At 69.5% G+C, this 22,857-nt stretch carries 24 protein-coding genes; 12 read left to right on the plus strand and 12 right to left on the minus strand.

What is annotated here, in order from left to right:
• Positions 1 to 395: 395 nt before the first annotated feature.
• Both ACFQ7F_RS27675 and ACFQ7F_RS27680 read right to left on the minus strand, forming a co-directional pair.
• Positions 396 to 1,193, minus strand: a complete 798-nt coding sequence (locus ACFQ7F_RS27675; RefSeq protein WP_383275568.1) for a helix-turn-helix domain-containing protein — start codon at positions 1,191 to 1,193, stop codon at positions 396 to 398.
• A 263-nt stretch (positions 1,194 to 1,456) separates the two neighbouring features.
• The gene (locus tag ACFQ7F_RS27680; RefSeq protein ID WP_383275571.1) at positions 1,457 to 1,888 is read right to left on the minus strand and encodes an ATP-binding protein; all 432 of its coding nucleotides are present in this window, start codon (positions 1,886 to 1,888) and stop codon (positions 1,457 to 1,459) included.
• 156 nt (positions 1,889 to 2,044) lie between these two features.
• Here ACFQ7F_RS27680 and ACFQ7F_RS27685 point away from each other — a divergent pair, with 156 nt between their 5' ends.
• Both ACFQ7F_RS27685 and ACFQ7F_RS27690 read left to right on the plus strand, forming a co-directional pair.
• Positions 2,045 to 2,917 (plus strand): helix-turn-helix transcriptional regulator, encoded by an 873-nt coding sequence (locus tag ACFQ7F_RS27685; protein ID WP_383275574.1) that lies wholly within the window; start codon positions 2,045 to 2,047, stop codon positions 2,915 to 2,917.
• The gene (locus ACFQ7F_RS27690; protein ID WP_383275577.1) at positions 2,914 to 3,189 is read left to right on the plus strand and encodes a DUF397 domain-containing protein; all 276 of its coding nucleotides are present in this window, start codon (positions 2,914 to 2,916) and stop codon (positions 3,187 to 3,189) included. Before ACFQ7F_RS27685 ends, ACFQ7F_RS27690 begins: the two co-directional genes overlap by 4 nt.
• A gap of 38 nt (positions 3,190 to 3,227) precedes the next feature.
• On the opposite strand, the gene ACFQ7F_RS27695 is transcribed toward ACFQ7F_RS27690, so the two are convergent.
• The gene (locus ACFQ7F_RS27695; RefSeq protein ID WP_383275580.1) at positions 3,228 to 3,620 is read right to left on the minus strand and encodes a type II toxin-antitoxin system death-on-curing family toxin; all 393 of its coding nucleotides are present in this window, start codon (positions 3,618 to 3,620) and stop codon (positions 3,228 to 3,230) included.
• Positions 3,617 to 3,811, minus strand: coding sequence for a hypothetical protein (locus tag ACFQ7F_RS27700; protein WP_383275583.1), 195 nt, complete (start codon positions 3,809 to 3,811; stop codon positions 3,617 to 3,619). The genes ACFQ7F_RS27695 and ACFQ7F_RS27700 overlap by 4 nt, the downstream gene beginning before the upstream one ends.
• Before the next feature lie 176 nt (positions 3,812 to 3,987).
• On the opposite strand from ACFQ7F_RS27700, the gene ACFQ7F_RS27705 reads away from it, so the two are divergent.
• The 4 genes from ACFQ7F_RS27705 (at position 3,988) to ACFQ7F_RS27720 (ending at position 9,187) form a co-directional block, all read left to right on the plus strand.
• Positions 3,988 to 5,442, plus strand: a complete 1,455-nt coding sequence (locus ACFQ7F_RS27705; protein ID WP_383275586.1) for an MFS transporter — start codon at positions 3,988 to 3,990, stop codon at positions 5,440 to 5,442.
• A gap of 124 nt (positions 5,443 to 5,566) precedes the next feature.
• Positions 5,567 to 7,366, plus strand: a complete 1,800-nt coding sequence (locus tag ACFQ7F_RS27710) for a DEAD/DEAH box helicase (protein ID WP_383275589.1) — start codon at positions 5,567 to 5,569, stop codon at positions 7,364 to 7,366.
• A gap of 335 nt (positions 7,367 to 7,701) precedes the next feature.
• Complete coding sequence (locus tag ACFQ7F_RS27715) at positions 7,702 to 8,343, plus strand: IclR family transcriptional regulator (RefSeq protein ID WP_190080202.1); 642 nt, start codon at positions 7,702 to 7,704, stop codon at positions 8,341 to 8,343.
• 37 nt (positions 8,344 to 8,380) lie between these two features.
• Positions 8,381 to 9,187, plus strand: coding sequence for a S16 family serine protease (locus ACFQ7F_RS27720; RefSeq protein WP_383275593.1), 807 nt, complete (start codon positions 8,381 to 8,383; stop codon positions 9,185 to 9,187).
• A gap of 151 nt (positions 9,188 to 9,338) precedes the next feature.
• Here the strand turns inward: ACFQ7F_RS27720 and ACFQ7F_RS27725 are convergent, their stop codons facing one another.
• From ACFQ7F_RS27725 to ACFQ7F_RS27750, 6 genes are all read right to left on the minus strand, one after another.
• A complete protein-coding gene (locus ACFQ7F_RS27725; protein WP_383275596.1) occupies positions 9,339 to 9,947 on the minus strand; it encodes a helix-turn-helix domain-containing protein in 609 nt (202 codons plus the stop codon).
• An 85-nt stretch (positions 9,948 to 10,032) separates the two neighbouring features.
• Complete coding sequence (locus ACFQ7F_RS27730) at positions 10,033 to 10,995, minus strand: glycine betaine ABC transporter substrate-binding protein (protein WP_383275599.1); 963 nt, start codon at positions 10,993 to 10,995, stop codon at positions 10,033 to 10,035.
• Positions 10,996 to 11,021: 26 nt separating this feature from the next.
• Positions 11,022 to 11,936, minus strand: a complete 915-nt coding sequence (locus ACFQ7F_RS27735) for an ABC transporter permease (protein WP_383275638.1) — start codon at positions 11,934 to 11,936, stop codon at positions 11,022 to 11,024.
• Between the two features lie 26 nt (positions 11,937 to 11,962).
• The gene (locus tag ACFQ7F_RS27740) at positions 11,963 to 13,255 is read right to left on the minus strand and encodes a betaine/proline/choline family ABC transporter ATP-binding protein (protein WP_383275602.1); all 1,293 of its coding nucleotides are present in this window, start codon (positions 13,253 to 13,255) and stop codon (positions 11,963 to 11,965) included.
• Complete coding sequence (locus ACFQ7F_RS27745) at positions 13,248 to 13,895, minus strand: ABC transporter permease (protein WP_383275641.1); 648 nt, start codon at positions 13,893 to 13,895, stop codon at positions 13,248 to 13,250. The genes ACFQ7F_RS27740 and ACFQ7F_RS27745 overlap by 8 nt, the downstream gene beginning before the upstream one ends.
• 182 nt (positions 13,896 to 14,077) lie before the next feature.
• Positions 14,078 to 14,548, minus strand: a complete 471-nt coding sequence (locus tag ACFQ7F_RS27750; RefSeq protein ID WP_383275605.1) for an Lrp/AsnC family transcriptional regulator — start codon at positions 14,546 to 14,548, stop codon at positions 14,078 to 14,080.
• Between the two features lie 133 nt (positions 14,549 to 14,681).
• Here ACFQ7F_RS27750 and hppD point away from each other — a divergent pair, with 133 nt between their 5' ends.
• The 4 genes from hppD to nthA are packed head-to-tail and all read left to right on the plus strand — an operon-like array spanning position 14,682 to position 17,076.
• Positions 14,682 to 15,842 (plus strand): 4-hydroxyphenylpyruvate dioxygenase, encoded by a 1,161-nt coding sequence (gene hppD, locus ACFQ7F_RS27755; RefSeq protein ID WP_383275608.1) that lies wholly within the window; start codon positions 14,682 to 14,684, stop codon positions 15,840 to 15,842.
• A 49-nt stretch (positions 15,843 to 15,891) separates the two neighbouring features.
• Positions 15,892 to 16,188, plus strand: coding sequence for a hypothetical protein (locus tag ACFQ7F_RS27760; protein WP_383275611.1), 297 nt, complete (start codon positions 15,892 to 15,894; stop codon positions 16,186 to 16,188).
• Complete coding sequence (locus ACFQ7F_RS27765) at positions 16,181 to 16,489, plus strand: SH3-like domain-containing protein (protein WP_383275614.1); 309 nt, start codon at positions 16,181 to 16,183, stop codon at positions 16,487 to 16,489. The genes ACFQ7F_RS27760 and ACFQ7F_RS27765 overlap by 8 nt, the downstream gene beginning before the upstream one ends.
• A complete protein-coding gene (gene nthA, locus ACFQ7F_RS27770) occupies positions 16,489 to 17,076 on the plus strand; it encodes a nitrile hydratase subunit alpha (protein ID WP_383275617.1) in 588 nt (195 codons plus the stop codon). Before ACFQ7F_RS27765 ends, nthA begins: the two co-directional genes overlap by 1 nt.
• A 403-nt stretch (positions 17,077 to 17,479) precedes the next feature.
• Here the strand turns inward: nthA and ACFQ7F_RS27775 are convergent, their stop codons facing one another.
• On the minus strand, positions 17,480 to 18,988 hold the full coding sequence (locus ACFQ7F_RS27775; protein ID WP_383275620.1) for a tetratricopeptide repeat protein: 1,509 nt from the start codon (positions 18,986 to 18,988) through the stop codon (positions 17,480 to 17,482).
• Between the two features lie 98 nt (positions 18,989 to 19,086).
• On the opposite strand from ACFQ7F_RS27775, the gene ACFQ7F_RS27780 reads away from it, so the two are divergent.
• Positions 19,087 to 20,475: an FAD-binding oxidoreductase gene (locus ACFQ7F_RS27780; RefSeq protein WP_383275624.1), complete on the plus strand. Its 1,389-nt coding sequence runs from the start codon at positions 19,087 to 19,089 to the stop codon at positions 20,473 to 20,475.
• A gap of 43 nt (positions 20,476 to 20,518) precedes the next feature.
• On the opposite strand, the gene ACFQ7F_RS27785 is transcribed toward ACFQ7F_RS27780, so the two are convergent.
• Positions 20,519 to 20,998, minus strand: a complete 480-nt coding sequence (locus ACFQ7F_RS27785) for an SsgA family sporulation/cell division regulator (protein WP_383275626.1) — start codon at positions 20,996 to 20,998, stop codon at positions 20,519 to 20,521.
• Between the two features lie 221 nt (positions 20,999 to 21,219).
• On the opposite strand from ACFQ7F_RS27785, the gene ACFQ7F_RS27790 reads away from it, so the two are divergent.
• Positions 21,220 to 22,776, plus strand: coding sequence for an RDD family protein (locus ACFQ7F_RS27790; RefSeq protein ID WP_383275629.1), 1,557 nt, complete (start codon positions 21,220 to 21,222; stop codon positions 22,774 to 22,776).
• Positions 22,777 to 22,857 lie beyond the last annotated feature (81 nt).

Consider the following 22,857-nt stretch of genomic DNA (forward strand, 5'->3'; position numbering starts at 1 on the left):
CGCCTGCCGCCTGCCGCCTGCCGCCTGCCGCCTGCCGCCTGCCGCCTGCCGCCTGCCGCCTGCCGCCTGCCGCCTGCCGCCTGCCGCCTGCCGCCTGCCGCCCGCAGTAGCAGCCGTCGTTGCTGTTGCTGCGTCTTTTGTCTGTTGGTGGTGGCCGGGCTTCGGGGCGGCCACGATCATTGACACCGTTCACGGGGCCGGGCCTGCCGTGTCGTGTAAACCCCGGTGCCAACCCTGTGGCCACGTCCGAACATCAGGCGGCGAAAGCCAGCCCCCACCGGCCCGAGTGGACCCACAGGGGGTGGAGGCTCGCTCAGCCCCCACCCACAGAAACCACGCTAATCAAGCCCTTCGCTGCGTGGATCTCGCGGCTCCCTTCTGGCTCTGCTTTCGGTCTACGCCGCCGCCGTAGCGGAGAGCGCCGTGCACTCGCGGCAGTGGCCCGGCTGCGGGGCGCGGAAGGCTCGGTCGCAGTGGTCGCAGTTATGGAGGGGGTCCGGGCGGGATGGGGCCGCCGGGGTGGGCGGGAGCGGGGGTGGGAGGAACTCTGTCAGGCGGTGGGCCAGCAGGGCTGCCGGGTGGTGGATCGGGGCGGTGGGGAGCGCTGCGGTGAGTGTGCGGCGCACTGCTTCCGGAGAGATGCCGCGCTCCAGCCAGGCCGTGGCAGCCGGTGCGAGGCGGTGTACGTCCCGTTCGGCGAGCAGGAGGCGGGGGTCGTGGCGCCGCAGGTCCGTGAGGAGGGTGGTCGCGGCGGTGTCGTGCGCGGCGGGGAGGGGGAGGGGCCGGGGAGCTTTTGGGGGCGCCGGGGTGGGCCTCGGCGGTGGCTGAGCTGCCGCCATCGCGGGCGGGTTGTTGTACGACACCGTTCGCGTAATCACGTGGCCGGACAGCAGGCGTTCCCGGGTGCGGGTGAGGTAGCCGTGGGTTTCCAGTTCGCGCAGGGCGGCGGCGATGCGGACCTCCCCCTCGGGGAAGCGGTCGGCCAGGCGTTTGATGCTGACCTTGGCGCCTGTGGGCAGCGACTGGATGTGGGCGGCCAGGCCGATCGCCGTGAGGGTCAGCTCGGGGTGCTGGGTGAGGTGGTTGCCGACCACGGTGAAGCGCTCCGCGTGGCGGCGGTTGACGTGTCCGATCCCAGAGGAGGGAACGAGGGGCGGTGCGCACGGGGGCGCGTTAAGCTGCTGATCAGCCATCGGGAAGGTCCTGCTTCCTTGGTGTCAGGCCCTCGCCTTGGGATTGCAGTCCCGGCGGGGGCCGTCTTGTGTCTGGAGTTGTCGAGGCCGAGCTTGCACCGCGAACTGGCATATGCGCCAGTTGCGTTGGGGGAGATCACCCATGTGAGTGACGGCGGCGGGGTTTGGGGTGGGTTGGAGGGGTTCTCTCCCTCGTTTCTTACGTTCTTGATGTCGCGCCCCGCCGGTCGCGGGTCCACCAGGGCGTGGAAACCCCGATGGGGTCACATGTGGATGGAGAGGTTGATTTCCGCCCAGATTGTTTTGCAGAGGGGCGAGCCCAGCTTGGTGCCCCAGCGGTCGGACAGGGCGGCAACGAGGAGTAGACCTCGGCCTGACTCGGCATCGGCGGGCGGGAGTTGCGCGTCTGCCGGTGGGCTGCGGTCCGCCCTCGCGTCCGTCACCTCGATACGGAGCGTGGCCGCCTCGGTGAGCCTGAGCGCCAGGCGGAAGCTTCTGCCCGGTACGTGACCGTGCAGCGCGGCGTTGCTCGCCAGCTCGGCGACGATCTGCTCCGCCGCCTCGAACGGCAGCCCCCAGGAGCGCAGTTGCTCACCCGCAAGGAGCCGTGCCAGGCGGGCGCCTCTGCGGGTGGCGGACAGCAGGATCGTGAACTGGTGTACGGGGATCGGGGTCCGGATGGTTTCTTGATTCACGTCACTCAGCGTGGCGGTGCGTGCGTACCGTGAACAGCGGCGCGGGCTGTGCGTACCGCGTTTGTCCCGCGCTTGTCCTGGCTTGTCCCGGCTGTCCCGGGTGACGTACGGGTACGAGTGCGCGTTGGGCTTGGACGGTACGTCGGAGGTGGCGCGATGGACGTGGAACGTGGCGGCGATGAACGTAACGGCGGGGCGGATGAGCCTGGTTGGGACGTCGACCCTGAGGACGAGATCAGTGCGGTGGTAGAGGTGGTCGGTCACCAGCTCAAGCTGCGGAGGGAAGCGGCGGGCCTTCGCGTGGCCGAGTTCGCGGAGGCGCTTGGGTACGGGGAGGACCAGGTCCGGAAGGTGGAGCGCGGGGCAAGAATCCCGCGCCCTGAGTATCTGGACAAGGTGGACGAGGTCCTCGGTGCTGGAGGACTCGTCTCCGCGATGAAGAAGGACATGGAGAAGGCGCGGTACCCGAAGAAGGCCAGGGATCTGGCGAAGCTGGAGGCGCAGGCGGTCGAGATCGGGCTCTACAGCCATCACAACATCCACGGTCTGCTGCAAACCGAAGAGCACATGCGGGCACTGTTCGAGATGCGGCACCCCTCTTACACGCAGGATCAAGTGGAGCGAGACGTGGCAGCGCGTATGGCCCGGCGGGCGGTCTTCGAACGTTCGCCTGCGCCAACCCTGAACTTTGTGCAGGAGGAGGCGACGCTACGGCGCACCATCGGAGGAAGAATGATGCTGCGTCGGCAGCTCGAACACCTCGTGGTGGTAGCCCAGTTGCGGAATGTCACCTTCCAAGTGATGCCGCTCGACTGCGAGGACCATGCCGGAATGGGAGGGCTGATCGAAGTGCTGAAATTCCATGACGGCACGGCAGTGGGGCGCTCCGATGGGGCGTTCGGCGGACGCCCTGTTTCCGACCCGAAGCAGCTCAGGATCCTTGAGTTGCGCTATGGGATGATCCGGGCTCAGGCCCTCAGGCCACGACAGTCACTGGCCTTCATCGAGCAAGTGCTGGGAGAGACATGACCCGCAAGGCTTCTGCCGGAGACGCCTCCGGGCTGGAGTGGTTCAAGAGCAGCTATAGCAGCAGCAACGAGTCCGGCGATTGCGTCGAGGTCGCCCTGGAGTGGCACAAGAGCAGCTACAGCAGCAGCAGTAACGGCGAGGACTGCGTAGAGGTAGCCACCACCCCCGCCACCATCCACCTCCGCGACTCCAAGATCCCCCAAGGCCCCCAGCTGGCCTTCGCCCCCGCCGCATGGGGTGACTTCGTCACGTACGCCGCAACCGAGCGCTGACCTGCTGTCAAGGTCGTCACGCCTGTCCCTTGATGCCGTCAGGAGACGGGGAACCAGGCCGACAGACGCTTGGCGATGGTCGGCACGTCGATGTTGTCCTGAGCGACTTCCTCGACGAATGGGCCCGCGACAGAGACGTGTGGCGGGCGGACAGCAGCGCTCACGCCGTTGACTCGCAGGAAGAAGCGCGTCGCCAGCCAGGCGGTGGGCTTGTTGCCGTCGATCAGCGCGTGGTTGCGGGCAATCGAGTGCAGCAGGGCCGCCGCCTTCGCGTGGAGGGTGGGATATACCTCGATCCCGAACACGTTGGTCCGGGGCCGTTCGATCGCTGAGACCAGCAGCCCCATGTCGCGCACGCTGTGTTCAGTACGGTTGACCGTGCGGGCGATCGTGAGGATCTCGTCGATCTGGACATACCGCACTTCGGTCACTTGAGGTAGTCCAGGATCTCCGCGTCGCTGTCCATCAGCTCGGCCAGGACGTCATCGACCTTCAGCTCGGCTCGGTTCTGGGCGTCGCGGATGGCCTCGATGGCGAGCTCCTGCTTGCTGCGCCGCTCGCGGCGGGCGCGCTCGGTGAGGGCCTGGTCGAGGTCGTCGGGGAGTCGAAGTGTCATCGCCATACATCGATGATACCGGCTCGGTATCAAGGTAGCCAGGTGATACCAGCCACCGGTCGCGTGAGCGCTTCCCGATCGCCAGGGCCAGCGACGGCAGCGGAGGCGTACGACCAAGGGACCAGAAGGCCACCGACCTCGGACAGGGGCCACCAGCAGCTACGCCCCTTACGCTGGCGGACATGAGCGCCCTGGAACCGCGCGACGCCGAGGTCGCTGCCGCCCCGATAGTCCCGCCCTCCGAGCTGGAGGGCGGGATCCTGCGTGCCCCCTACCGGGCGCTCAGTCTCGGCATCGTCTCCGTGGTCCTGCTCATCGCCTTCGAGGCGACCGCTGTCGGGACCGCGATGCCGGTGGCCGCCCGTGAGCTGGACGGGGTCTCCCTCTACGCCTTCGCCTTCTCCGCGTACTTCACCACCAGCCTCTTCGGCATGGTGCTCTCGGGGCAGTGGGCCGACCGGCGCGGGCCCCTTGGACCGCTCGCCACCGGGATCGGCGGCTTCGCGGCGGGGCTGCTGCTGTCCGGGACCGCCGGGGCCATGTGGATGTTCATCCTGGGCCGCGCCGTGCAGGGGCTCGGCGGCGGTCTCGTCATCGTCGCGCTGTACGTCGTCGTCAGCCGCGCCTACCCGGAGCACCTGCGTCCGTCCATCCTCGCGGCGTTCGCGGCCAGCTGGGTCGTGCCGTCCGTGGTCGGGCCGCTCGTCGCGGGGACGGTCACCGAGCACCTGGGGTGGCGGTGGGTCTTCGTCGGGATCCCGGTACTCGTCGCGGCGCCGCTCGCGCTCGCCCTGCCGCAGATCCGGCGCAGGGCCGCCGGGCCCGTCTCCGATGCGCCCGCCGGGCCCTTCGACCGACGCCGCATCCGGCTCGCGCTCGGGATCTCGCTGGGGGCCGGGCTCCTCCAGTACGCCGGGCAGGACTTGCGGTGGCTGTCGCTGCTGCCCGCAGCGCTCGGGGCGGTCGTGCTCGTGCCCGCCGTGCTCGGTCTTCTCCCGCGCGGCACGTACCGGGCCGTCCGTGGCCTGCCCTCCGTCGTGCTCCTGCGGGGCATCGCCGCCGGCTCCTTCATCGCCGCCGAGTCTTTCGTGCCCCTGATGCTGGTCACCCAGCGCGGGCTCTCGCCGACCCTGGCCGGGCTCTCGCTGGCCGTCGGTGGGGCGACCTGGGCAGCGGGTTCGTACGTACAGTCCCGGCCGCGCATGGAGACGTACCGGACGCGGCTGATGGTGACCGGAATGGTGCTGGTCGCCGCTGCCATCGCGACCGCGCCGACCGTGCTGATCGCCGCCGTCCCGGTGTGGATCGTCGCCGTCGCCTGGGCCTTCGGCTGCTTCGGCATGGGCACGGTGATCGGCTCGACGAGCGTGCTGCTCCTGCGCCTCTCACCCCCGAAGGACGCGGGCGCGAACTCCGCCGCCCTCCAGATCTCCGACGGCCTCTCCAACGCCCTGCTGCTGGCCATCGGCGGCGCCGCGTTCGCCGCGCTGGGCGGGGGAACGGTGGGTGTCGCACATGGCGCGGGCGAGGCGAGCGGGTCCCACCCGGTGGCCTTCGTCGCCGTCTTCCTGCCGATGGCGGCAGTCGCCCTGGTGGGGGCCTGGGTGGGCACGCGGCTGAAGGAACGTACGCCCTGAGCAAGCCGTGTGACACCCGTCGCACCCACCCCTGACCCCGCATCGTCATCAGCCGCGCGTCAACACAACACCGGTAGGGTGGCCCGGTTGTCGTACGTACCCGAGCTGCCAAAAACCGGAGACCGTGACTACCACCGCCGCCAACTCCGCCTCGTCCCACCACCTCTCTCCCGCCTTCCCCGGCCGCGCCCCCTGGGGCACCGCCAACAAGCTGCGCGCCTGGCAGCAGGGGGCGATGGAGCGGTACCTCCAGGAGCAGCCGCGTGACTTCCTCGCCGTCGCGACACCCGGCGCAGGCAAGACGACGTTCGCGCTGACGCTCGCCTCCTGGCTGCTGCACCACCATGTCGTGCAGCAGGTGACGGTGGTCGCGCCGACCGAGCACCTGAAGAAGCAGTGGGCGGAGGCCGCCGCCAAGATAGGGATCAAGCTGGACCCCGAGTACAGCGCGGGGCCGCTCAGCAAGGAGTACCAAGGCGTCGCCATCACGTACGCCGGTGTCGGCGTGCGGCCCATGCTGCACCGGAATCGGGTCGAGCAGCGCAAGACCCTCGTCATCCTCGACGAGATCCACCACGCCGGTGACTCGAAGTCCTGGGGCGAGGCCTGCCTCGAAGCCTTCGAACCCGCCACGCGGCGCCTCGCGCTCACCGGTACGCCCTTCCGGTCCGACACCAACCCGATCCCCTTCGTCGCGTACGAGGAGGGGAACGACGGCATCCGGCGGTCGGCCGCCGATTACACGTACGGATACGGGAGCGCGCTCGGCGACGGCGTCGTCCGTCCCGTCATCTTCCTCTCCTACTCCGGCAACATGCGGTGGCGCACCAAGGCCGGTGACGAGATCGCGGCGCGGCTCGGCGAGCCGATGACCAAGGACGCCATCTCGCAGGCCTGGCGGACGGCCCTGGACGCGCGCGGCGAGTGGATGCCGAACGTCCTCAAGGCCGCCGACAAGCGCCTCACCGAGGTCAGGAAGGCCATCCCGGACGCGGGCGGGCTCGTGATCGCCTCGGACCAGGACTCCGCACGCTCGTACGCCAAGCTGATCCGCGAGCTCACCGGGGAGAAGGCCACCGTCGTCCTCTCCGACGACACCGGCGCGTCCAAGCGCATCGACGACTTCACCGCGAGCAACGACCGGTGGATGGTCGCGGTCCGGATGGTCTCCGAGGGCGTCGACGTGCCGCGCCTCGCGGTGGGTGTGTACGCGACCACCATCTCGACGCCGCTCTTCTTCGCGCAGGCCGTCGGCCGTTTCGTACGTTCCCGGCGGCGCGGCGAGACCGCGTCGGTCTTCCTGCCCACGGTCCCCGACCTGCTCGGCCATGCCAACGAGATGGAGGTCGAGCGCGACCACGTGCTCGACAAGCCGAAGAAGGAGGGGGAAGAGGACCCCTACGCCGAGTCCGAGAAGGAGATGGACGAGGCGAACAAGGAGGAGGACGAGGACACCGGCGAGCAGGAGCAGTTCTCCTTCGAGGCGCTGGAGTCCGACGCCGTCTTCGACCGGGTTCTCTTCGACGGCGCCGAGTTCGGGATGCAGGCGCACCCCGGGAGCGAGGAGGAGCAGGACTATCTCGGCATCCCCGGGCTCCTCGAACCCGACCAGGTGCAGATGCTGCTCCAGAAGCGGCAGGCGCGGCAGATCGCGCACAGCAAGAAGCGGCCCGACGACGAGGCCGACCTTCTCGAACTGCCCGCCGAGCGGCGGCCCGTGGTCTCCCACAAGGAGATGCTCGAACTGCGCAAGCAGCTCAACACGATGGTCGGCGCGTACTCCCACCAGAGCGGGAAGCCGCACGGCGTGATCCACACCGAGCTGCGCCGCACGTGTGGCGGCCCGCCCAGCGCGGAGGCCACCGGTGGGCAGCTGCGGCAGCGGATCGCGAAGGTCGGGGAGTGGGCCACCCGCATGAAGTAGGGCCCGGCGCGGTCGGAGGCTTCCTGGGCCCGGGGCGGCGGGGGAGGACGGGTGCGTTCCGTGTGCGGGAGTCGTGCGTACGTCCGACGGCGGGCCCCCGCGTATAGGGGCAATGCGCCCCTAACAGCTCGTCTCGTGCCCGGATTCTGGACGGAGTCTTCCGCTGAGCGGGACGGCCTCGCTAATGTCCCCGAAACGTACACGCCCCGTGGCAGCGCCGCCGCGGAGCGCAGCCGGAGTTCCGACCGGCGGCCTCTGACGCGCGTCGCCCACGGGACCGGCGACGCAACCGCCGCGTAAAGGGGCCGTCGACCCTCATCTAAGGAGTGGGCGTCGTGACCGCGGAGACTTCCCAGACGCTCGACCGGGGACTGCGTGTCCTCAAGCTGTTGGCCGACACCGATCACGGGCTCACCGTCACCGAGCTTTCGAACAAGCTCGGTGTGAACCGCACCGTGGTGTACCGCCTCCTCGCCACCCTTGAGCAGCACGCGCTGGTCCGCCGTGACCTGGGCGGCCGGGCCAGGGTCGGACTCGGTGTCCTGCGGCTAGGCCGCCAGGTGCATCCGCTGGTGCGGGAGGCCGCGCTGCCCGCGTTGCGCTCCCTCGCCGAGGACATAGGGGCGACCGCGCATCTGACCCTCGTCGACGGCACCGAAGCCCTCGCCGTCGCCGTCGTCGAGCCCACCTGGACGGATTACCACGTGGCCTACCGCACCGGCTTCAGGCACCCCCTGGACCGGGGCGCCGCGGGCCGGGCGATCCTCGCCGCCCGGCAGGGCCTCGCCACCGATCCGGGGTACGCGCTCACGCACGGGGAGCTGGAGGCGGGCGCGAGTGGAGCGGCGGCGCCTCTGGTCGGCGTGACGGGGATAGAGGGCAGCGTCGGAGTCGTCATGCTGTCGGACTCCGTGCCGGAGCGGGTGGGGCCACGGGTGGTGGATGCGGCCCGCGAAGTGGCCGACGCCCTGCGCTGAGTCCTGTCCGCTGATCCGATCACGTTAGATTGATTCCGTGTTCTCCCTCTCTCGTCTCACGCGCCCCAAGGTCCTCGCCGTCTGTGCCGTGCCCGTGGTCGCCCTGTTCGCCGTCGCCGGCCTCGCGCCGCTGCCGTTCGCCGTGGCCCAGCCGGGGTCGACGGCGAACGTACTGGGCACGAGCGAGGGCAAGCGGGTCATCACGATCACCGGTGCGCCCACCCGCGAGACGAGCGGGCAGCTGCGGATGACGACGATCGTGGCCACGGGGCCCGACACGGACGTGAGCCTGAGCGACGTGGTGGACGGCTGGTTCCGTACGGACCGCTCCGTGATGCCCAAGGACTCGGTGTACCCCACCGGCAACAACGTGAAGGAAGTCGAGAAGCACAACCTCGGCGACATGAAGAAGTCGCAGGACACGGCCACGCGGGCCGCGCTCTCCTACTTGGAAGAGAACGGCGTGGACGGCACCGACAAGGTGAAGGTGAAGGTCGACCTCGGCAAGATCGGGGGCCCGAGCGCGGGGCTCTTCCTCTCGCTCGGCATCATCGACCTGCTCGACGGCAACGGCAGCGGCGGGGACCTGACGGGCGGCCGGAAGATCGCGGGCACCGGCACGATCGCCGACGACGGCGAGGTCGGCCCGGTCGGCGGAGTCTCGATGAAGACCCAGGCCGCGAAGAGGGACGGGGCGACGGTCTTCCTGGTCCCCAAGGCCGAGTGCTCGGACGCTCAGGCGGAGCTGCCGAAGGGGCTGCGGCTGATTCCGATCACGACACTGAAGGAAACGGTCGAGTCGCTGCGGGCGCTGGACAAGGGCGGGAAAGTTCCGAGCTGCTGACCAGGCGTAGGCCTAACTCGACCATCGTCCAGCCCAGTTGAGTACGCAGGTGGGTGTGGTGCCTCCGTAAGGGTGCCGCTTGGTGGAGTTCGGCGGCGCGGGTGTGGTGCAGCAGAAGGTGTACGTCCGGGTGCATGGCTGGCGGTCCCTCTCAGTCGGGTCGTCGCGTCGGGAACACGTGCGTGTGGATGCGTACGAGTTCGGCCTGCGGGTCGTCTTCCGTGGGCGCCGACTCGCGGTAGCTTTCGATCAGTTGACGGACCTTCTCGTCCAGCTCGCTCGCCAGTGCCGGAGTGAGTCGCAGGGCCGTGTCACTGATGTCCGCGCTGGCCTGCCACTCCTCGGGCCATTCGTGGCTTGTGCCGACCCAGGTGGACAGGGCCTCGGCGTGCAGGGCCGCGACCTCGTGCATGTACAGGGCGGCTGCCCCGCGTACCGCCGGGTCCGCGTCGCGGGTGAGCGTGTCGCTGAACTCCGTGTACTGATGCGTCGCCCGCCACCACCGCTCCCGCCCCTTGCCGGGCTGCGGGTCGTCCTCGACGAAGCCGTGTGCCGCGAGTTGGCGCAGGTGGTAGCTGGTCGAGCCACTCGATTCACTGAACCGGGACGCGAGTTGGGACGCCGTGGCCGGGCCATCGATGCGCAACGAACCGAGTAGCCGCATCCGCAAGGGGTGAGCGATGCCTCGCAAAGAACGGGCGTCGAGCGTACGGGCTTTCTGAGGCTGCGGCTGTTCCGTCATGTCTGCGAGCGTAGGCATGCAAAGACTCCGTTGCAACCATTTCTTTGCAACGGAGTCTTTGTAACTTCTGGAGGCTGTGACTCCGGTAAGTGCCCAGCCAGGTCTACTCCTTGACGAACCCCTCCTGGATCAGCCACTTCTTCGCGACTTCATGCGGGTCCTGGCCGTCCACATCCACCTTGGAGTTCAGCTCCTGCGCCACCGTGTTGTTCAGCTTCTTCGTGATGGGGTCCAGGACCTCCGCGATCTCCGGATGCTCCTTCAGCGCCTTGGCGTTGATCGACGGGGCGGCGTTGTAGTTGGGGAAGAAGTGCTTGTCGTCCTTCATCACCGCCAGGTCCATCGCCTTGATGCGGCCGTCCGTGGTGAAGACCTCGCCGAACACGCACGACCCCTTGGAGACCTGGGTGTAGATGATCCCGGTGTCCATCTTGGTGATGTTGGAGTTGGGGATCTGCATCCCGTACTCCTTCTTCATGCCCGGCAGACCGTCCTCGCGCGAGGAGAACTCGCTCTCCACGCACAGCGTGACCGCCTTCGGGTCCGACTTCGACAGGGCCGCCACGTCGGAGAGCGTCTTCGGCTTGTACTTGGCCTCGTTCTTCCGGTTGACGGCAAGCGCGTAGGTGTTGTTGAGCTCGGCGGGCGGCAGCCAGGTGATGCCGTTCTTCGCGTCCGCCTTGCGCACCGCCTCCCACTGCTTCTGCGGGTCGTCGATGGGCTCGGAGTTGCCGAGGTACGTGATCCAGGCGGTGCCCGTGTACTCGTACATGGCGTCCGCGTCACCGCTCTTGACGGCCTCGCGGGCGCCGATCGAGCCCTGGATGCCCGTCCGGTCGAGGACATCCGCGCCTGCCGCCTCGAAGGCGATGCCCATGATCGCGCCGAGGATCAGCTGCTCGGTGAACTCCTTGGACGCGACGGTGAGGTCGGTGCCCTTCAGAGGCAGCCCCTTGCCGATCGTGCCCGGCTTGACGTCGTCCACCATCGGGCTGCCGCTGGTGAGGCCGCAGCTCACCAGGAGGGCCCCGCCCACGACACCGACGGCCGCCGTACGCAACGTCATCCTCGGCTTCACTCTCGTCCTCGTCCTCATGACCCCGCCTCCAAGCCGCGCGGACGCAGGACCAGTTCGGCCAGGGAGGCCAGCCAGTCCACGAGCAGCGCGAGCGCGATCGTCAGGATCGAGCCGAGCATGAGCACCGGCATCCGCTGGTTGGTGATCCCGGTGGTGATGAGGTCGCCGAGCCCGCCGCCACCGCCGAACGTGGCGAGCGTCGCCGTGCCGACGTTCAGGACGAGCGCGGTGCGCACACCCGCGAGGATCAGCGGTACGGCCAGCGGGAGTTCGACCTTGCCGAGGACTCCCCACGCCGACATGCCGATGCCGCGCGCGGCCTCCAGGAGGGTCGGGTCATTGGCGTTCAGGCCCGCGATCGTGTTGGAGAGGACCGGCAGGACGGCGTAGATGATGATGCCGATCAGGGCCGCCTTCTCGCCGATGCCGATCCAGATCACCAGGAGGGCGAGGAGGCCGATCGCCGGTGTCGCCTGGCCGATGTTGGCCAGGGCCATCGCGACGGGCGCCCCCTTGCGGAGCTTCTTGCGGGTCAGCAGGATGCCGAGCGGGATCGCGATGATCAGCACGAAGAAGGTGGAGATCACCGTCAGCTGGATGTGCTGGCGGAGCCTGAGCCAGACATTGCCGTCCGCCAGGGCGTTCGTGGAGATCGAGTCCAGGTCGGCCCGCTGGAACCACCACCAGGTGAGCAGCAGGAGCACGATCAGGAACGCGGGCAGGACGGTCAGCTTCTGCCAGCCGATCCGCCGCCGCGCCCGGCCCGTGGCCGACGCCGATGGCGGGGGCGGGGCCTCCTGCTCGGCAGCCTCGCCCGTGTCGCGGAAGCGGTGGCCCTTGACCTCGTGCTCGCCGTCGGGCCGTGGTCCTGGCCCGTCGCCGGACCGTGGATCGGGTCCGCCGCCGGGCGACGGCTTGTGCTCGGGGATCCGGGGGTTGCCCCCGGGGGTGCCGCTCACGCCTGCGCCGCCCCTCCGTCGCCCTCCTGCTCGTGGTGGGTCACCAGGGAACGCTGTTCCTGCAGTTCATGCTGGTGCTCCACGGCGTCGAGCCGGTCGGCCTCCAGCATTTCGTGGACGGAGTTCATCAGGGTCTGCATGTCCACGACGCCGGTGAACTCGCCGCGCCGCCCGGTGACCGCGACCCGCCCCGCGTTGTCCGTGAGGACCGCTTCGAGCGCGTCGCGCAGGGTGGCGTCGCGGGTGACGGTGTCGTGGACGAGGGTGCCCGCGCGGGCAAGCGAACCATCGGCGCGCATCAGATCGCCGCGCCGCAGCCACTTGTAGGGACGGCGGCGCTTGTCCAGGAGCAGCAGTTCGTTCGTGCCGCTGTCACGCAGCTTGTCGAAGATGTCCTGGAGCGGGTCGTCGACGGTCACCGTCGCGAAGTCGGCGATCTCCACATCGCGTACGCGGGTGAGGTTGAGCCGCTTCAGGGCCGCGCCCGCGCCCACGAAACCGGAGACGAAGTCGTCGGCGGGGTTGGTGAGGATGGCTTCCGGGGTGTCGAACTGCGCGATGTGCGAGCGCTCTCTGAGCACCGCGATGCGGTCCCCGAGCTTGATGGCCTCGTCGAAGTCGTGCGTGACGAAGACGATCGTCTTGTGCAGCTCGTGCTGGAGCCGGATCAGCTCGTCCTGGAGGTGGTCGCGGGTGATCGGGTCGACCGCGCCGAAGGGTTCGTCCATCAGGAGGACGGGCGGATCGGCCGCCAGGGCCCGCGCCACGCCGACGCGCTGCTGCTGTCCGCCGGAGAGCTGGCGCGGATAGCGGCCGTGGAACTCGGCCGGGTCGAGCCCGACGAGGTCGAGCATCTCCTCGACCCGATTCTTGATCTTCGACTTTCCCCAGCCGATCATCTTCGGTACGAGAGCGATGTTCTGGGCGACCGTCATGTGGGGGAAGAGCCCGGACGACTGGATCGCGTACCCGATCTTGCGGCGCAGCTTGACCGGGTCCATGTCGGTGACGTCCTCGCCGCCGATGCGGATGCGGCCGCTCGACGGCTCGATGAGCCGGTTGATCATCTTCAGCGTGGTCGACTTACCGCAGCCCGACGGGCCGACGAGGATGACGATCTCACCCGCCTTGATCTCCATGCTGACGCTGTCCACCGCGGGGTCGTTGCTGCCCGCGTACCGCTTGGTGAGGTTCTCCAGCTCGATCGTCGCGCCCGTGGTGGCGTTCGGGGCCGCCGCACCCGCGGCCGTCGCCCCGTCGTCGGTGTTGGTCGCGGTGGTCTCAGACACGGATACCCCTCGAGATGGTCAGGCGGCCGATCAGTACGTACGCGGCGTCGAAGAGCAGCGCCAGGATGATGATGCCGAGCGTGCCCGCGAGCACCTGGTTGAGCGCGTTCTTGCTGCCGAGCGAGCCGATGCCGCGGAAGATCTCGTTGCCGAGGCCGGGCCCCGACGCGTACGCGGCGATGGCCGCGATGCCCATCAGCATCTGCGTCGAGACGCGGATGCCGGTCAGGATCGGCGGCCAGGCGATCGGCAGCTCCACCTTCACCAGGCGCGCGGCACGCGACATGCCGATGCCTTTCGCGGCGTCGACCAGTGAGGGGTCGACGCCGCGCAGGCCGACGATGGCGTTGCGCACGATGGGGAGCAGGCCGTAGAGGGTCAGTGCGATGACCGTCGGGGCGACACCGAGGCCGACGACGGGGATCAGCAGACCGATCATGGCGAGCGAGGGGACGGTCAGGATGGTGGAGGTCGCGGTCGTGGCCAGATTGCCCGCCCAGTCGCTGCGGTACGTGATGACGCCGATCAGTACTCCGATGACGGTCGCCACGACCATGCACTGGAAGACCGCACTGGCGTGCTGGTACGCGTCCGTCAGCAACTGCTGGTGGCGGTTGCCGAGGTAGTCCCAGAAGTTCACTGAACTGCTCACCTCGCCCAGGCGCGGTTCAGACGGCGCCGGGAGGCTCCCGGTGCCCGCGTGCCGCGTACGTCGTGGGGGCGTACCGCGCTGTGTCTGTTCGGCTGTTCGTGCTGTTCGTGCTGTTCGTTGTGCTTGTTCGGCCGTTCGTTCTCTTGTCTACCCGCAGCTACTTACCCGCATCAGGTGTCTTCTGACGCCTGTTCGACCAGCGGGATGATCCGCAGCGGAACAGGGTTCTCCATGACGATCGCCGTGGAGGCCCGGACGATGCCATCAAAACCCAGGACCCGGTCGATCACACGTTGGAGATCCGCGTTCGAACGCGCGACGAGACGGCAGAGCATGTCTCCGTGGCCGGTGATGGTGTGCAGTTCGAGGACCTCGGCGACGGTGGCCAAATGCGCCCGTACGTCGGCGCCCTGGCCCTGTTTGATCTCCAGCGTGGCGAAGGCGGTGACGGGGTAGCCCAGGGCGGCGGGGTCGACCTCGGGGCCGAAGCCGCGGATGACTCCGTTCGACTGAAGACGGTCCATCCGGGCCTGCACGGTCCCGCGCGCGATGCCGAGGCGGCGCGACGCCTCCAGGACACCGATGCGGGGTTCGCGGGCGAGCAGCACGATGAGCCTGCCGTCCAGATGATCGATCGTCATGGTGCGTTCTTCTCCGCTCGTGGGGTGGTCATGATGTACAGATAGCCCGCTGATCGTGACCTGTCGCTGGGCAGATTGCCCACTGAAAACGCAAACTATTGCGCACCTTGCGATACGGCGGGAGCCTGCGGACATGGCGACTACTGCGAACACTCAGCACACGGCCACCACCCCCCACACCGCGCGCGAGGCCGACCCCTTCCCGGTCAAGGGAATGGACGCGGTCGTCTTCGCCGTGGGCAACGCCAAGCAGGCGGCGCACTACTACTCCACGGCCTTCGGCATGAAACTCGTGGCGTACTCCGGACCGGAGACGGGCAGCCGCGAGACCGCGTCGTACGTGCTCACCAACGGCGGCGCCCGCTTCGTCCTCACCTCCGTCATCAAGGCCTCGACCGACTGGGGCCACTTCATCGAGGGCCACGTCGCCGAGCACGGCGACGGCGTCGTCGACCTCGCCATCGAGGTGCCGGACGCGCGCGCCGCGTACGCGTACGCCGTCGAGCACGGTGCCCGCGGGATCACCGAGCCCTACGAGGTCAAGGACGAGCACGGCACGGTCGTCCTCGCCGCCATCGCGACGTACGGCAAGACCCGCCACACCCTCGTCGACCGCACCGGCTACGACGGCCCCTACCTGCCCGGATTCAAGGCCGCCTCCCCGATCGTCGAGGGGCCCGCCAAGCGGACCTTCCAGGCGATCGACCACTGCGTCGGCAACGTCGAGCTCGGCAAGATGAACGAGTGGGTCGCCTTCTACAACAAGGTCATGGGCTTCACGAACATGAAGGAGTTCGTGGGCGACGACATCGCCACGGAGTACAGCGCGCTGATGTCCAAGGTGGTCGCTGACGGGACGTTGAAGGTGAAGTTCCCGATCAATGAGCCCGCCATCGCCAAGAAGAAGTCCCAGATCGACGAGTACCTGGAGTTCTACGGCGGCGCGGGCGTCCAGCACATCGCGCTCGCCACGAACGACATCGTGGAGTCCGTACGCACCATGCGCGCGGCCGGCGTCCAGTTCCTCGACACGCCGGACTCGTACTACGACACGCTGGGGGAGTGGGCGGGCGAGACGCGCGTCCCCGTCGACACCCTGCGCGAGCTGAAGATCCTGGTCGACCGCGACGAGGACGGCTACCTGCTCCAGATCTTCACCAAGCCGGTCCAGGACCGCCCGACGGTCTTCTTCGAGATGATCGAGCGGCACGGCTCGATGGGCTTCGGCAAGGGCAACTTCAAGGCCCTGTTCCAGGCGATCGAGCGGGAGCAGGAGAAGCGGGGCAACCTGTAGGACCCGGGGATTCGGGGACCCGGGGCCCGTTGCTGGCTAGAGTGCGGACATGGCCAGGATCAACGACGTCGGCGGGATGACGGGTTTCGGGCCCATCGACACCACCGACGACACGGAGCCCTTCCACGCGGACTGGGAGGCGCGGGTGTTCGCGCTCAACAGCGCGCTGGTGCGTGAAGGCGTCTACAACCTGGACGAGTTCAGGGACGCGGTCGAGACGATGCCGCCGGGGGAGTACCTGGCGGCGTCGTACTACGAGCGGTGGTTCCACGCGATCCGGGTGCTGTTGGTGCGCAAGGGTGTGGTGGCGGAAGGCGAGCTGGCTGAGGGTGATCTCGATGCCTGACCGCTTTGTCGCGGGCGCGGAGGTCCGCACCGTCCACCACGACCCGGCCCACCACACCCGCCTGCCGCGCTACGCCCGGGGCAAGCGGGGCGTGGTGCTCGAACCCGAGGGGCGGCACGCGCTGGCAGACGTCAGCTCGCAGGGGCGGGGGGACGCGCCCGTGGAGCAGGTGTACGCGGTGCGGTTCGCTGCGCGGGAGCTGTGGGGTGAGGGGGACCACGGGGTGGTCCTTGATCTGTGGGAGAGCTACCTGGAACCGGAATCGGTACAGGAATCGGTACAGGAATCGGGGGGCAGCTGATGTCCGGTACGCACTCGGATGCGGCGATCTCCCGCCAAGTACGTCACTTGGAAACCCTGTTGGAGGAGCGGGGGATCGTCGCCGGGGCTGCTCTGGACGAGGCCCTCGACGCGTTCCTCGCGGGGTCGTCGCCGCTGAACGGGGCGCGGGTCGTGGCGCGGGCCTGGACAGACCCGGCGTTCAAGGAGCGTCTCCTTGCGGACGGTACGTCTGCGGTGGCGGAGCTGGGTTACGCGGCGGGCGGCGTCCAGCCCCAACGCCTCCGGGTGGTGGAGAACACCGCCCACACGCACAACGTGGTCGTCTGCACCCTCTGCTCCTGCTATCCGGTACGGCTGCTCGGGCCTTCCCCCAGCTGGTACAAGAGTGAGGCGTATCGGTCGCGGGTGGTGCGGGAACCGAGGGCGGTTCTTGCGGAGTTCGGCCTCGCGGTGCCCTCCGGGGTGGAGATCACGGTCTGGGACTCCAGCGCGGAGACCCGCTACATGGTCCTCCCCTTGCGCCCTCCGTCCACTCATTCCCTCCCGGAACCGGCCCTCACCAACCTGATCACCCGCAACGCCCTGATCGGCACGGCGCGCTTGTAGCGGACGTGTGCGTGGGGTGCTGCTTGCCGTCCGCCCGCGGCTGGTGGCTGGCTGCCCCTGTCCCGGCGCTCCGCGCCGGATGTCTCCCCGCCCACCCGCCCGATCACCCTGCGTGTAACCGTGCACGCGGGGTGCCTGCTCGTGGTCCGCCTTCGGCCGGTGGGCGGTTGCGCCTGTCCCGGCGCTCCGCGCCGGATGCTCCCCGCCCACCCGCCCGATTGCCCCGGGTCGGGGCCGCGCACGTAGGGCGTCATCGCGCGCCCACCCGCCCGATTGCCCCGCATCGCGGCGGGTCTTCCCGTAGCCCTGTGATGCGGGGTGATCGGGTGGGTGGGTGGGAGAGATCCGGCGCGGAGCGCCGGGACAGGACGGTGGGGACGGCCCGCAGGTGAAGAGGTGGGGGTCAGCTTTGTTGGGTTGGGCGAGGGGGGCCCGGGGGTGCAGCCGCCGGAGGGGGGCCCGGGGCGTACATCTGGTCCGGGCCGCCGTCCGGGGGGTCGCCCAGGGCCTTCAGGGCCTCCCTGGCATCCGGGACGAGGAGCGGCGAGAAGTGGGGGTTGAGGCGCAGCGCCTCGCCGATATGCCGCCGCGCAGCCCCGTACTTTTCGAGCTCCCGCTCGATCTCACCCCGGTGGTAAGCGAACAACGCGCTCCGCGGCCCCTTGTCCGTGGCCCGCGTCGCGTACTTCAGGGCCTCCTTGCCCTCACCGGCCCGATACAGCGCCCAGCCCAACGCGTCCGCCACCTCCGGACTCCCGTGGCGCTTGAACTCCGCCCGCAGCCGCTCCACCGCCTCATCCGCGTCCCCGTGGTCCGCCTCGAAGAGGCCGAGGATCCGTTCGTCGTTGACGCCGTTGACCCCCTCCTGCTTCACCCGGGCCCGCAGCACGTCGTACTGAGCCCGCGCGGCCGGCGTCAGGTGCAGCGACTCGTACAACTCGCCAAGGGCCAGGGCGTACTCCGGCGCGGGCTGCCTGACCAGCGCGTTCTGGTAGGAACGTAGCGCCTCCGACGTACGGCCGAGAGCCGCGAGCGCCCGGCCCTTCCCGGCGAGGGAAGGGTGGTGGTCCGGGTCCGAGGCCAGTGCCGACTCGTAGTAGCGCAGGGCCTCCGCGGGCTCGCCCCGCTCCCATGCGAGCTCGCCCTCCAGGTACACACAGGCCGCCTTCTGCGCGGGCCCCTCCGCGAGCGCCGCCGCGTCCATCAGCGCCACGGCGGCGTTCTCGCGCCAGCCGCGGTCCCGGTAGACCTGCCCGGAGCGCGCCATCACAGAGGTGCTGTCCGAGTTCAGCTCCTGGAGGGTCTCCAGGGCCTTCTCCACGCCCTTCACATCGCCGAGGCCGCTGTACGCGTCGATGAGGGAGGGATACGTCGACCACCTCTTCGGCGCCAGCTTCACCGCGCTCTGGGCCCACTTCTTCGCCCCGCGGAAGTCGTGCCGCGCGTTCGCGAGCACCGCCATACCCGTCAGCGCCCGCGCGTTCCCCTGCGGCCGCGTCTTCAGCGACGTACGCAACGCCTTCTCGGCCCTGGGGTAGTACGCGGAGTCCGCGGTCCGCTGACCCCGCTCGACGTAGGCGGCCCCGAGCACCGCCCACGACTCGTCGTCACCGGGATTCTTCCGCAGATGCGCCTCCCGCTCCCCGATAAGGACCGTGAGGTCGGGCAGCGCCGCGGGAGCCCCGGCACCCGCCGCCGCCATCGCCCGCCCGGCGGGCCCGAGAGCGGGCGGCGGCGCCTCCCCGCCCGCGCCGGGCCGCAGCACCAGGACACCGCCGAGCACCACGCACCCGGCGACGGAGCCGATCAGCGCCCGCCGCACGAGACGGGAGCGGCGCGAGCTCCGTGGCGACTCGCTCCAGACGCGGGGTGCGGTCGGGGTCACGGACTCGGACCGGCTCTCGATCTCCATGGCGCCCACTGTGCGTCAATATGAAGAGCACATCCCGGCATGTGGACCGGCGTCGCACACGGGTTCACACCGATGGCCCCGGGTGCGAGGCTGTGATCATGAGCCGCACACTCATCGAACTCCTCCACGAGGGCCATGAGGGCCACGACGGCCTTCCCGCCGAGGCCGTCCTCACGGACCCTGACATCACGTCCTCCTACGCGAACGACATGGCGAGCTTCTGCGACGCGGGCACCCCGGCCGTCGTCGTCCTGCCACGCACCGTCGAGCAGGTCCAGCACGTCATGCGCACCGCGACCGAGCTACGGATCCCGGTGGTGCCGCAGGGCGCCCGCACGGGCCTCTCGGGCGGCGCGAACGCCAGCGAGGGCTGCATCGTCCTTTCCCTGGTCAAGATGGACCGCATCCTGGAGATCAACCCCGTCGACCGGATCGCGGTCGTCGAACCGGGCGTCGTCAACGCCACGCTCTCCCGCGCAGTGAACGAACAAGGTCTCTACTACCCGCCGGACCCGTCCAGTTGGGAGACCTGCACCATCGGCGGGAACATCGGCACGGCCTCGGGCGGCCTGTGCTGCGTGAAGTACGGGGTCACGGCGGAGTACGTCCTCGGGCTCGACGTCGTTCTCGCCGACGGTCGCCTCATGAGCACCGGACGGCGCACGGCCAAGGGCGTCGCCGGCTACGACCTCACACGCCTCTTCGTCGGCTCCGAGGGCAGCCTCGGCATCGTCGTCCGCGCGACCCTCGCCCTGAAGCCGCAGCCGCCCCAACAGCTCGTCCTGGCCGCCGAATTCGGCTCGGCGAAGGCCGCCTGCGACGCCGTATGCAAGATCATGGAAGGGGGGCACGTCCCCTCACTCCTGGAACTGATGGACCGTACGACCATCAGGGCCGTGAACGCCCTTGCCAACATGGGCCTCCCGGAGACCACCGAAGCGCTGCTCCTCGCCGCCTTCGACACGTCGGACCCCGCCGCGGACCTCGCGGCCGTCGGCGCGCTCTGCGAGGCCGCGGGCGCCACCCAGGTGGTCCCGGCCGAAGATGCGGCAGAGTCCGAACTGCTGCTCCAGGCGCGGCGGTTGTCGCTCACCGCGCTCGAAGCCGTCAAGGGCACGACGATGATCGACGACGTGTGCGTGCCGCGCTCGAAGCTCGCCGACATGCTCGAGGGCGTCGACCGCATCGCCGATAAGTACAGCCTCACGATCGGGGTCTGCGCGCACGCGGGCGACGGCAACACCCACCCCACGGTCTGCTTCGACGCGACCGACATCGACGAGGGCCGCCGCGCCCGCGAGTCCTTCGACGAGATCATGGCCCTGGGCCTGGAACTCGGCGGCACGATCACCGGCGAGCACGGCGTGGGCGTCCTCAAGAAGGAGTGGCTCGCACGCGAGATCGGCCCGGTGGGCGTGGAGGTGCAGCGCTCCATCAAGGCCGCCTTCGACCCGCTCTCCCTCCTCAACCCCGGCAAGCTGTTCTGATCCCGGCCCAGCTCCTGGTGCGTCGCCCCCGTGGCGGCGGAGCTCACTCACCGTCCTTGGACTCGTCCGAGGGCCAGGGGTCGCGCAGCCAGAGCTCGTCGCCGCGGCCCGTGGTCGGTGTGAGCAGCTCGGCGAGGCCGTCGTCGATGCCGAGCCGCTCAGCCTCAGAGCCCGGAGGGACCACCCGCAGCGTGCGCTCGAGCCAGGCGGACACGGCGGGCGCCGGTGCCTCTAGGAGGGCGTCACCGTCGGGTGAACTCAGCGCCATCAGAACGACGCTGCGCCCGTCGACCTTGGTCGGCCAGACCCGGACGTCGCCGTGCCCGCAGGGCCTGAACACTCCCTCGACCAGGAGTTCGCGGGCGAACGTCCAGTTCACGGGGTGATCGGATCCGATGTGGAAGGCGATATGGACGGCGTAGGGATCTTCGGTGCGGTAGGTCAGGCGGGCCGGAACGGGGATGGCGCGTTCCGGCGAGAGGACGAGTTTGAGCTCAAGCTCGCGTTCCACCACGGTGTGCATGTCGGTGCTGTTCCTTCCTTGTTCAGGGCCCTTGAGCGGGTCCGTGCAAGGAGAGAGCGCGGTGGGGGCGGAGCGTTACGCGGGTTCCGGAAACTTTTTCCGTACGAGGGCGAACTGTGCCCGGATAGTGGTCTGTGGGGCAGGACCCGCGCAGGGGGACGCAGAGGTCTGATAGATGTGGAGCCTCAAAAAGACCCCCGAGCAGATACGGGACGACGGACATGAGCGCCCCAACTCCGGCCCCAGGCGACGACAGGCCCCGCGAAGGCTACTACCCCGATCCTTCCATTCCCGGATATGTCCGGTACTGGAACGGCGCGGCCTGGGTGCCCGGGACCAGCCGTCCCGCTCCGACCGACGGGGAATTGCTCCTCGCGCCTCCGGGAGCTTCGGGAGCGGCGCCCGCGCCGGCGTCCCTGCCCGCGGAGGAGACCGGTCCGCACTTCTTCGACGAAGAGCCCATGCCCGCGTCGTCGCCCGCGTCCTCGCCTGTGCCTGAGGCATCGGGCGGCGCGGCTGATGCCGATGCCTCGCAGCACGGGACCAGGCCCGAACCTGCCTCCGCGTGGCAGGCGGATTCGGCTCGGCAGGCGGGGCTCGGTGGCGAGCAGGAGCAGCGGATCTCGTGGGGAGGGCCTGAGCAGCGGAGTGCTCCGGGTTCAGCGGACCCGCGGGTGCCGAGTGCGTCGCCCCCGGCGGACACCCCCTCCTCTTCCCCGTCTGCCTCTCCCTCTCCCTCTCCCTCCTCCTCTCCTCCTTCGGAGACGAACGGGCCCGGCACCGTGCAGATCCGTGCGATCAAGCCGGGCGGGGCAGGTACGCCGTCGCATCAGCAGTCGAATCAGCCGTCGAATCAGCAGCAGCCCCCGACGGCGGAGGGCACGGTGACGTTCCGCAGGCCCGCAGGGCCGGTGCGCCCCACCGCGGCCTCGCCCGCCACCGAAGGCACCATGGCGATCCGGGCGCTCCGCCCGAAGTCGGCCGGTGCGGCGGCGCAGCAGGCTCCGGCGCCCGGGCAGACCTCCGTACCTCCCCAGGCCGCAGCACCTGCCCCGGCCCCGGCCCCCGCTCCTGCACCCGCCCCCACTCCCGCCCCCGCTCAGCCGTCCGTTCCGCAGCAGGGCGGTGCACCGGGTGGCTCGGTCTCGCCCATGACATCGGGGCCCGGCGGGGGCTCGCCCTCGTGGGCGCAGCAGGTGCATCAGCTCGCCGAGGGCGACGGGCAGCAGCCGCCCGTCGTGCCGTGGAAGCCGGTGGCGAGCGACCCGTTCCTCGCGATGGCGCAGAACCAGGCGGCGGGTCGGCCCGCCGGGCTCGGCAAGCGGTTCGCCGCCCGGCTCATCGACACCGTTCTCCTTGTGGCCGTGACCGGGGCCGCGGCGCTGCCGCTCGGCACGAAGGCCGCCGATCACGTCGACAGCAAGATCGACGCGGCGAAGATGTCCGGCGAGAAGGTCACCGTATGGCTGCTCGACGGCACCACGGCGGGGTACCTCGGGATGGTCCTTGCCGTGCTGCTCCTCTTCGGCGTCCTCTATGAGGTGCTGCCGACGGCCAAGTGGGGGCGGACGCTGGGGAAGAAGGTCCTCGGTCTCCAGGTGCGGGACATGGAGGAGCACGAGACGCCGACGTTCGGGACGGCGTTGAAGCGGTGGCTCGTCTATGTGGTGCCGGGGGTCCTGGTCATCGGGATCGTCGGGGTCCTGTGGTGCGTGTTCGACAGGCCCTGGCGGCAGTGCTGGCACGACAAGGCCGCGGGAACGTTTGTGGCGGGGTAGCCGGCCCCTGGGCCTTGTGCGTGCCGTCATCACCGGCTTCGCCGAGTTCGTCCTCGAGCGCCGGACGGGCTGAAATCTTTC

Origin of the sequence: Streptomyces sp. NPDC056486 (genome assembly GCF_042795295.1) — a bacterium.
GTDB lineage: Bacteria > Actinomycetota > Actinomycetes > Streptomycetales > Streptomycetaceae > Streptomyces.

Bases quoted from the DNA above. Each gene is read 5' to 3' on its own strand.
- ACFQ7F_RS27675 (WP_383275568.1), bottom strand. From the start codon at position 1,193: ATGGCTGATCAGCAGCTTAACGCGCCCCCGTGCGCACCGCCCCTCGTT.
- ACFQ7F_RS27685 (WP_383275574.1), top strand. From the start codon at position 2,045: ATGGACGTGGAACGTGGCGGCGATGAACGTAACGGCGGGGCGGATGAG.
- ACFQ7F_RS27690 (WP_383275577.1), top strand. From the start codon at position 2,914: ATGACCCGCAAGGCTTCTGCCGGAGACGCCTCCGGGCTGGAGTGGTTC.
- ACFQ7F_RS27700 (WP_383275583.1), bottom strand. From the start codon at position 3,811: ATGGCGATGACACTTCGACTCCCCGACGACCTCGACCAGGCCCTCACC.
- ACFQ7F_RS27705 (WP_383275586.1), top strand. From the start codon at position 3,988: ATGAGCGCCCTGGAACCGCGCGACGCCGAGGTCGCTGCCGCCCCGATA.
- ACFQ7F_RS27725 (WP_383275596.1), bottom strand. From the start codon at position 9,947: ATGCCTACGCTCGCAGACATGACGGAACAGCCGCAGCCTCAGAAAGCC.
- ACFQ7F_RS27730 (WP_383275599.1), bottom strand. From the start codon at position 10,995: ATGACGTTGCGTACGGCGGCCGTCGGTGTCGTGGGCGGGGCCCTCCTG.
- ACFQ7F_RS27750 (WP_383275605.1), bottom strand. From the start codon at position 14,548: ATGACGATCGATCATCTGGACGGCAGGCTCATCGTGCTGCTCGCCCGC.
- hppD (WP_383275608.1), top strand. From the start codon at position 14,682: ATGGCGACTACTGCGAACACTCAGCACACGGCCACCACCCCCCACACC.
- ACFQ7F_RS27760 (WP_383275611.1), top strand. From the start codon at position 15,892: ATGGCCAGGATCAACGACGTCGGCGGGATGACGGGTTTCGGGCCCATC.
- ACFQ7F_RS27765 (WP_383275614.1), top strand. From the start codon at position 16,181: ATGCCTGACCGCTTTGTCGCGGGCGCGGAGGTCCGCACCGTCCACCAC.
- nthA (WP_383275617.1), top strand. From the start codon at position 16,489: ATGTCCGGTACGCACTCGGATGCGGCGATCTCCCGCCAAGTACGTCAC.
- ACFQ7F_RS27775 (WP_383275620.1), bottom strand. From the start codon at position 18,988: ATGGAGATCGAGAGCCGGTCCGAGTCCGTGACCCCGACCGCACCCCGC.
- ACFQ7F_RS27780 (WP_383275624.1), top strand. From the start codon at position 19,087: ATGAGCCGCACACTCATCGAACTCCTCCACGAGGGCCATGAGGGCCAC.
- ACFQ7F_RS27785 (WP_383275626.1), bottom strand. From the start codon at position 20,998: ATGCACACCGTGGTGGAACGCGAGCTTGAGCTCAAACTCGTCCTCTCG.
- ACFQ7F_RS27790 (WP_383275629.1), top strand. From the start codon at position 21,220: ATGAGCGCCCCAACTCCGGCCCCAGGCGACGACAGGCCCCGCGAAGGC.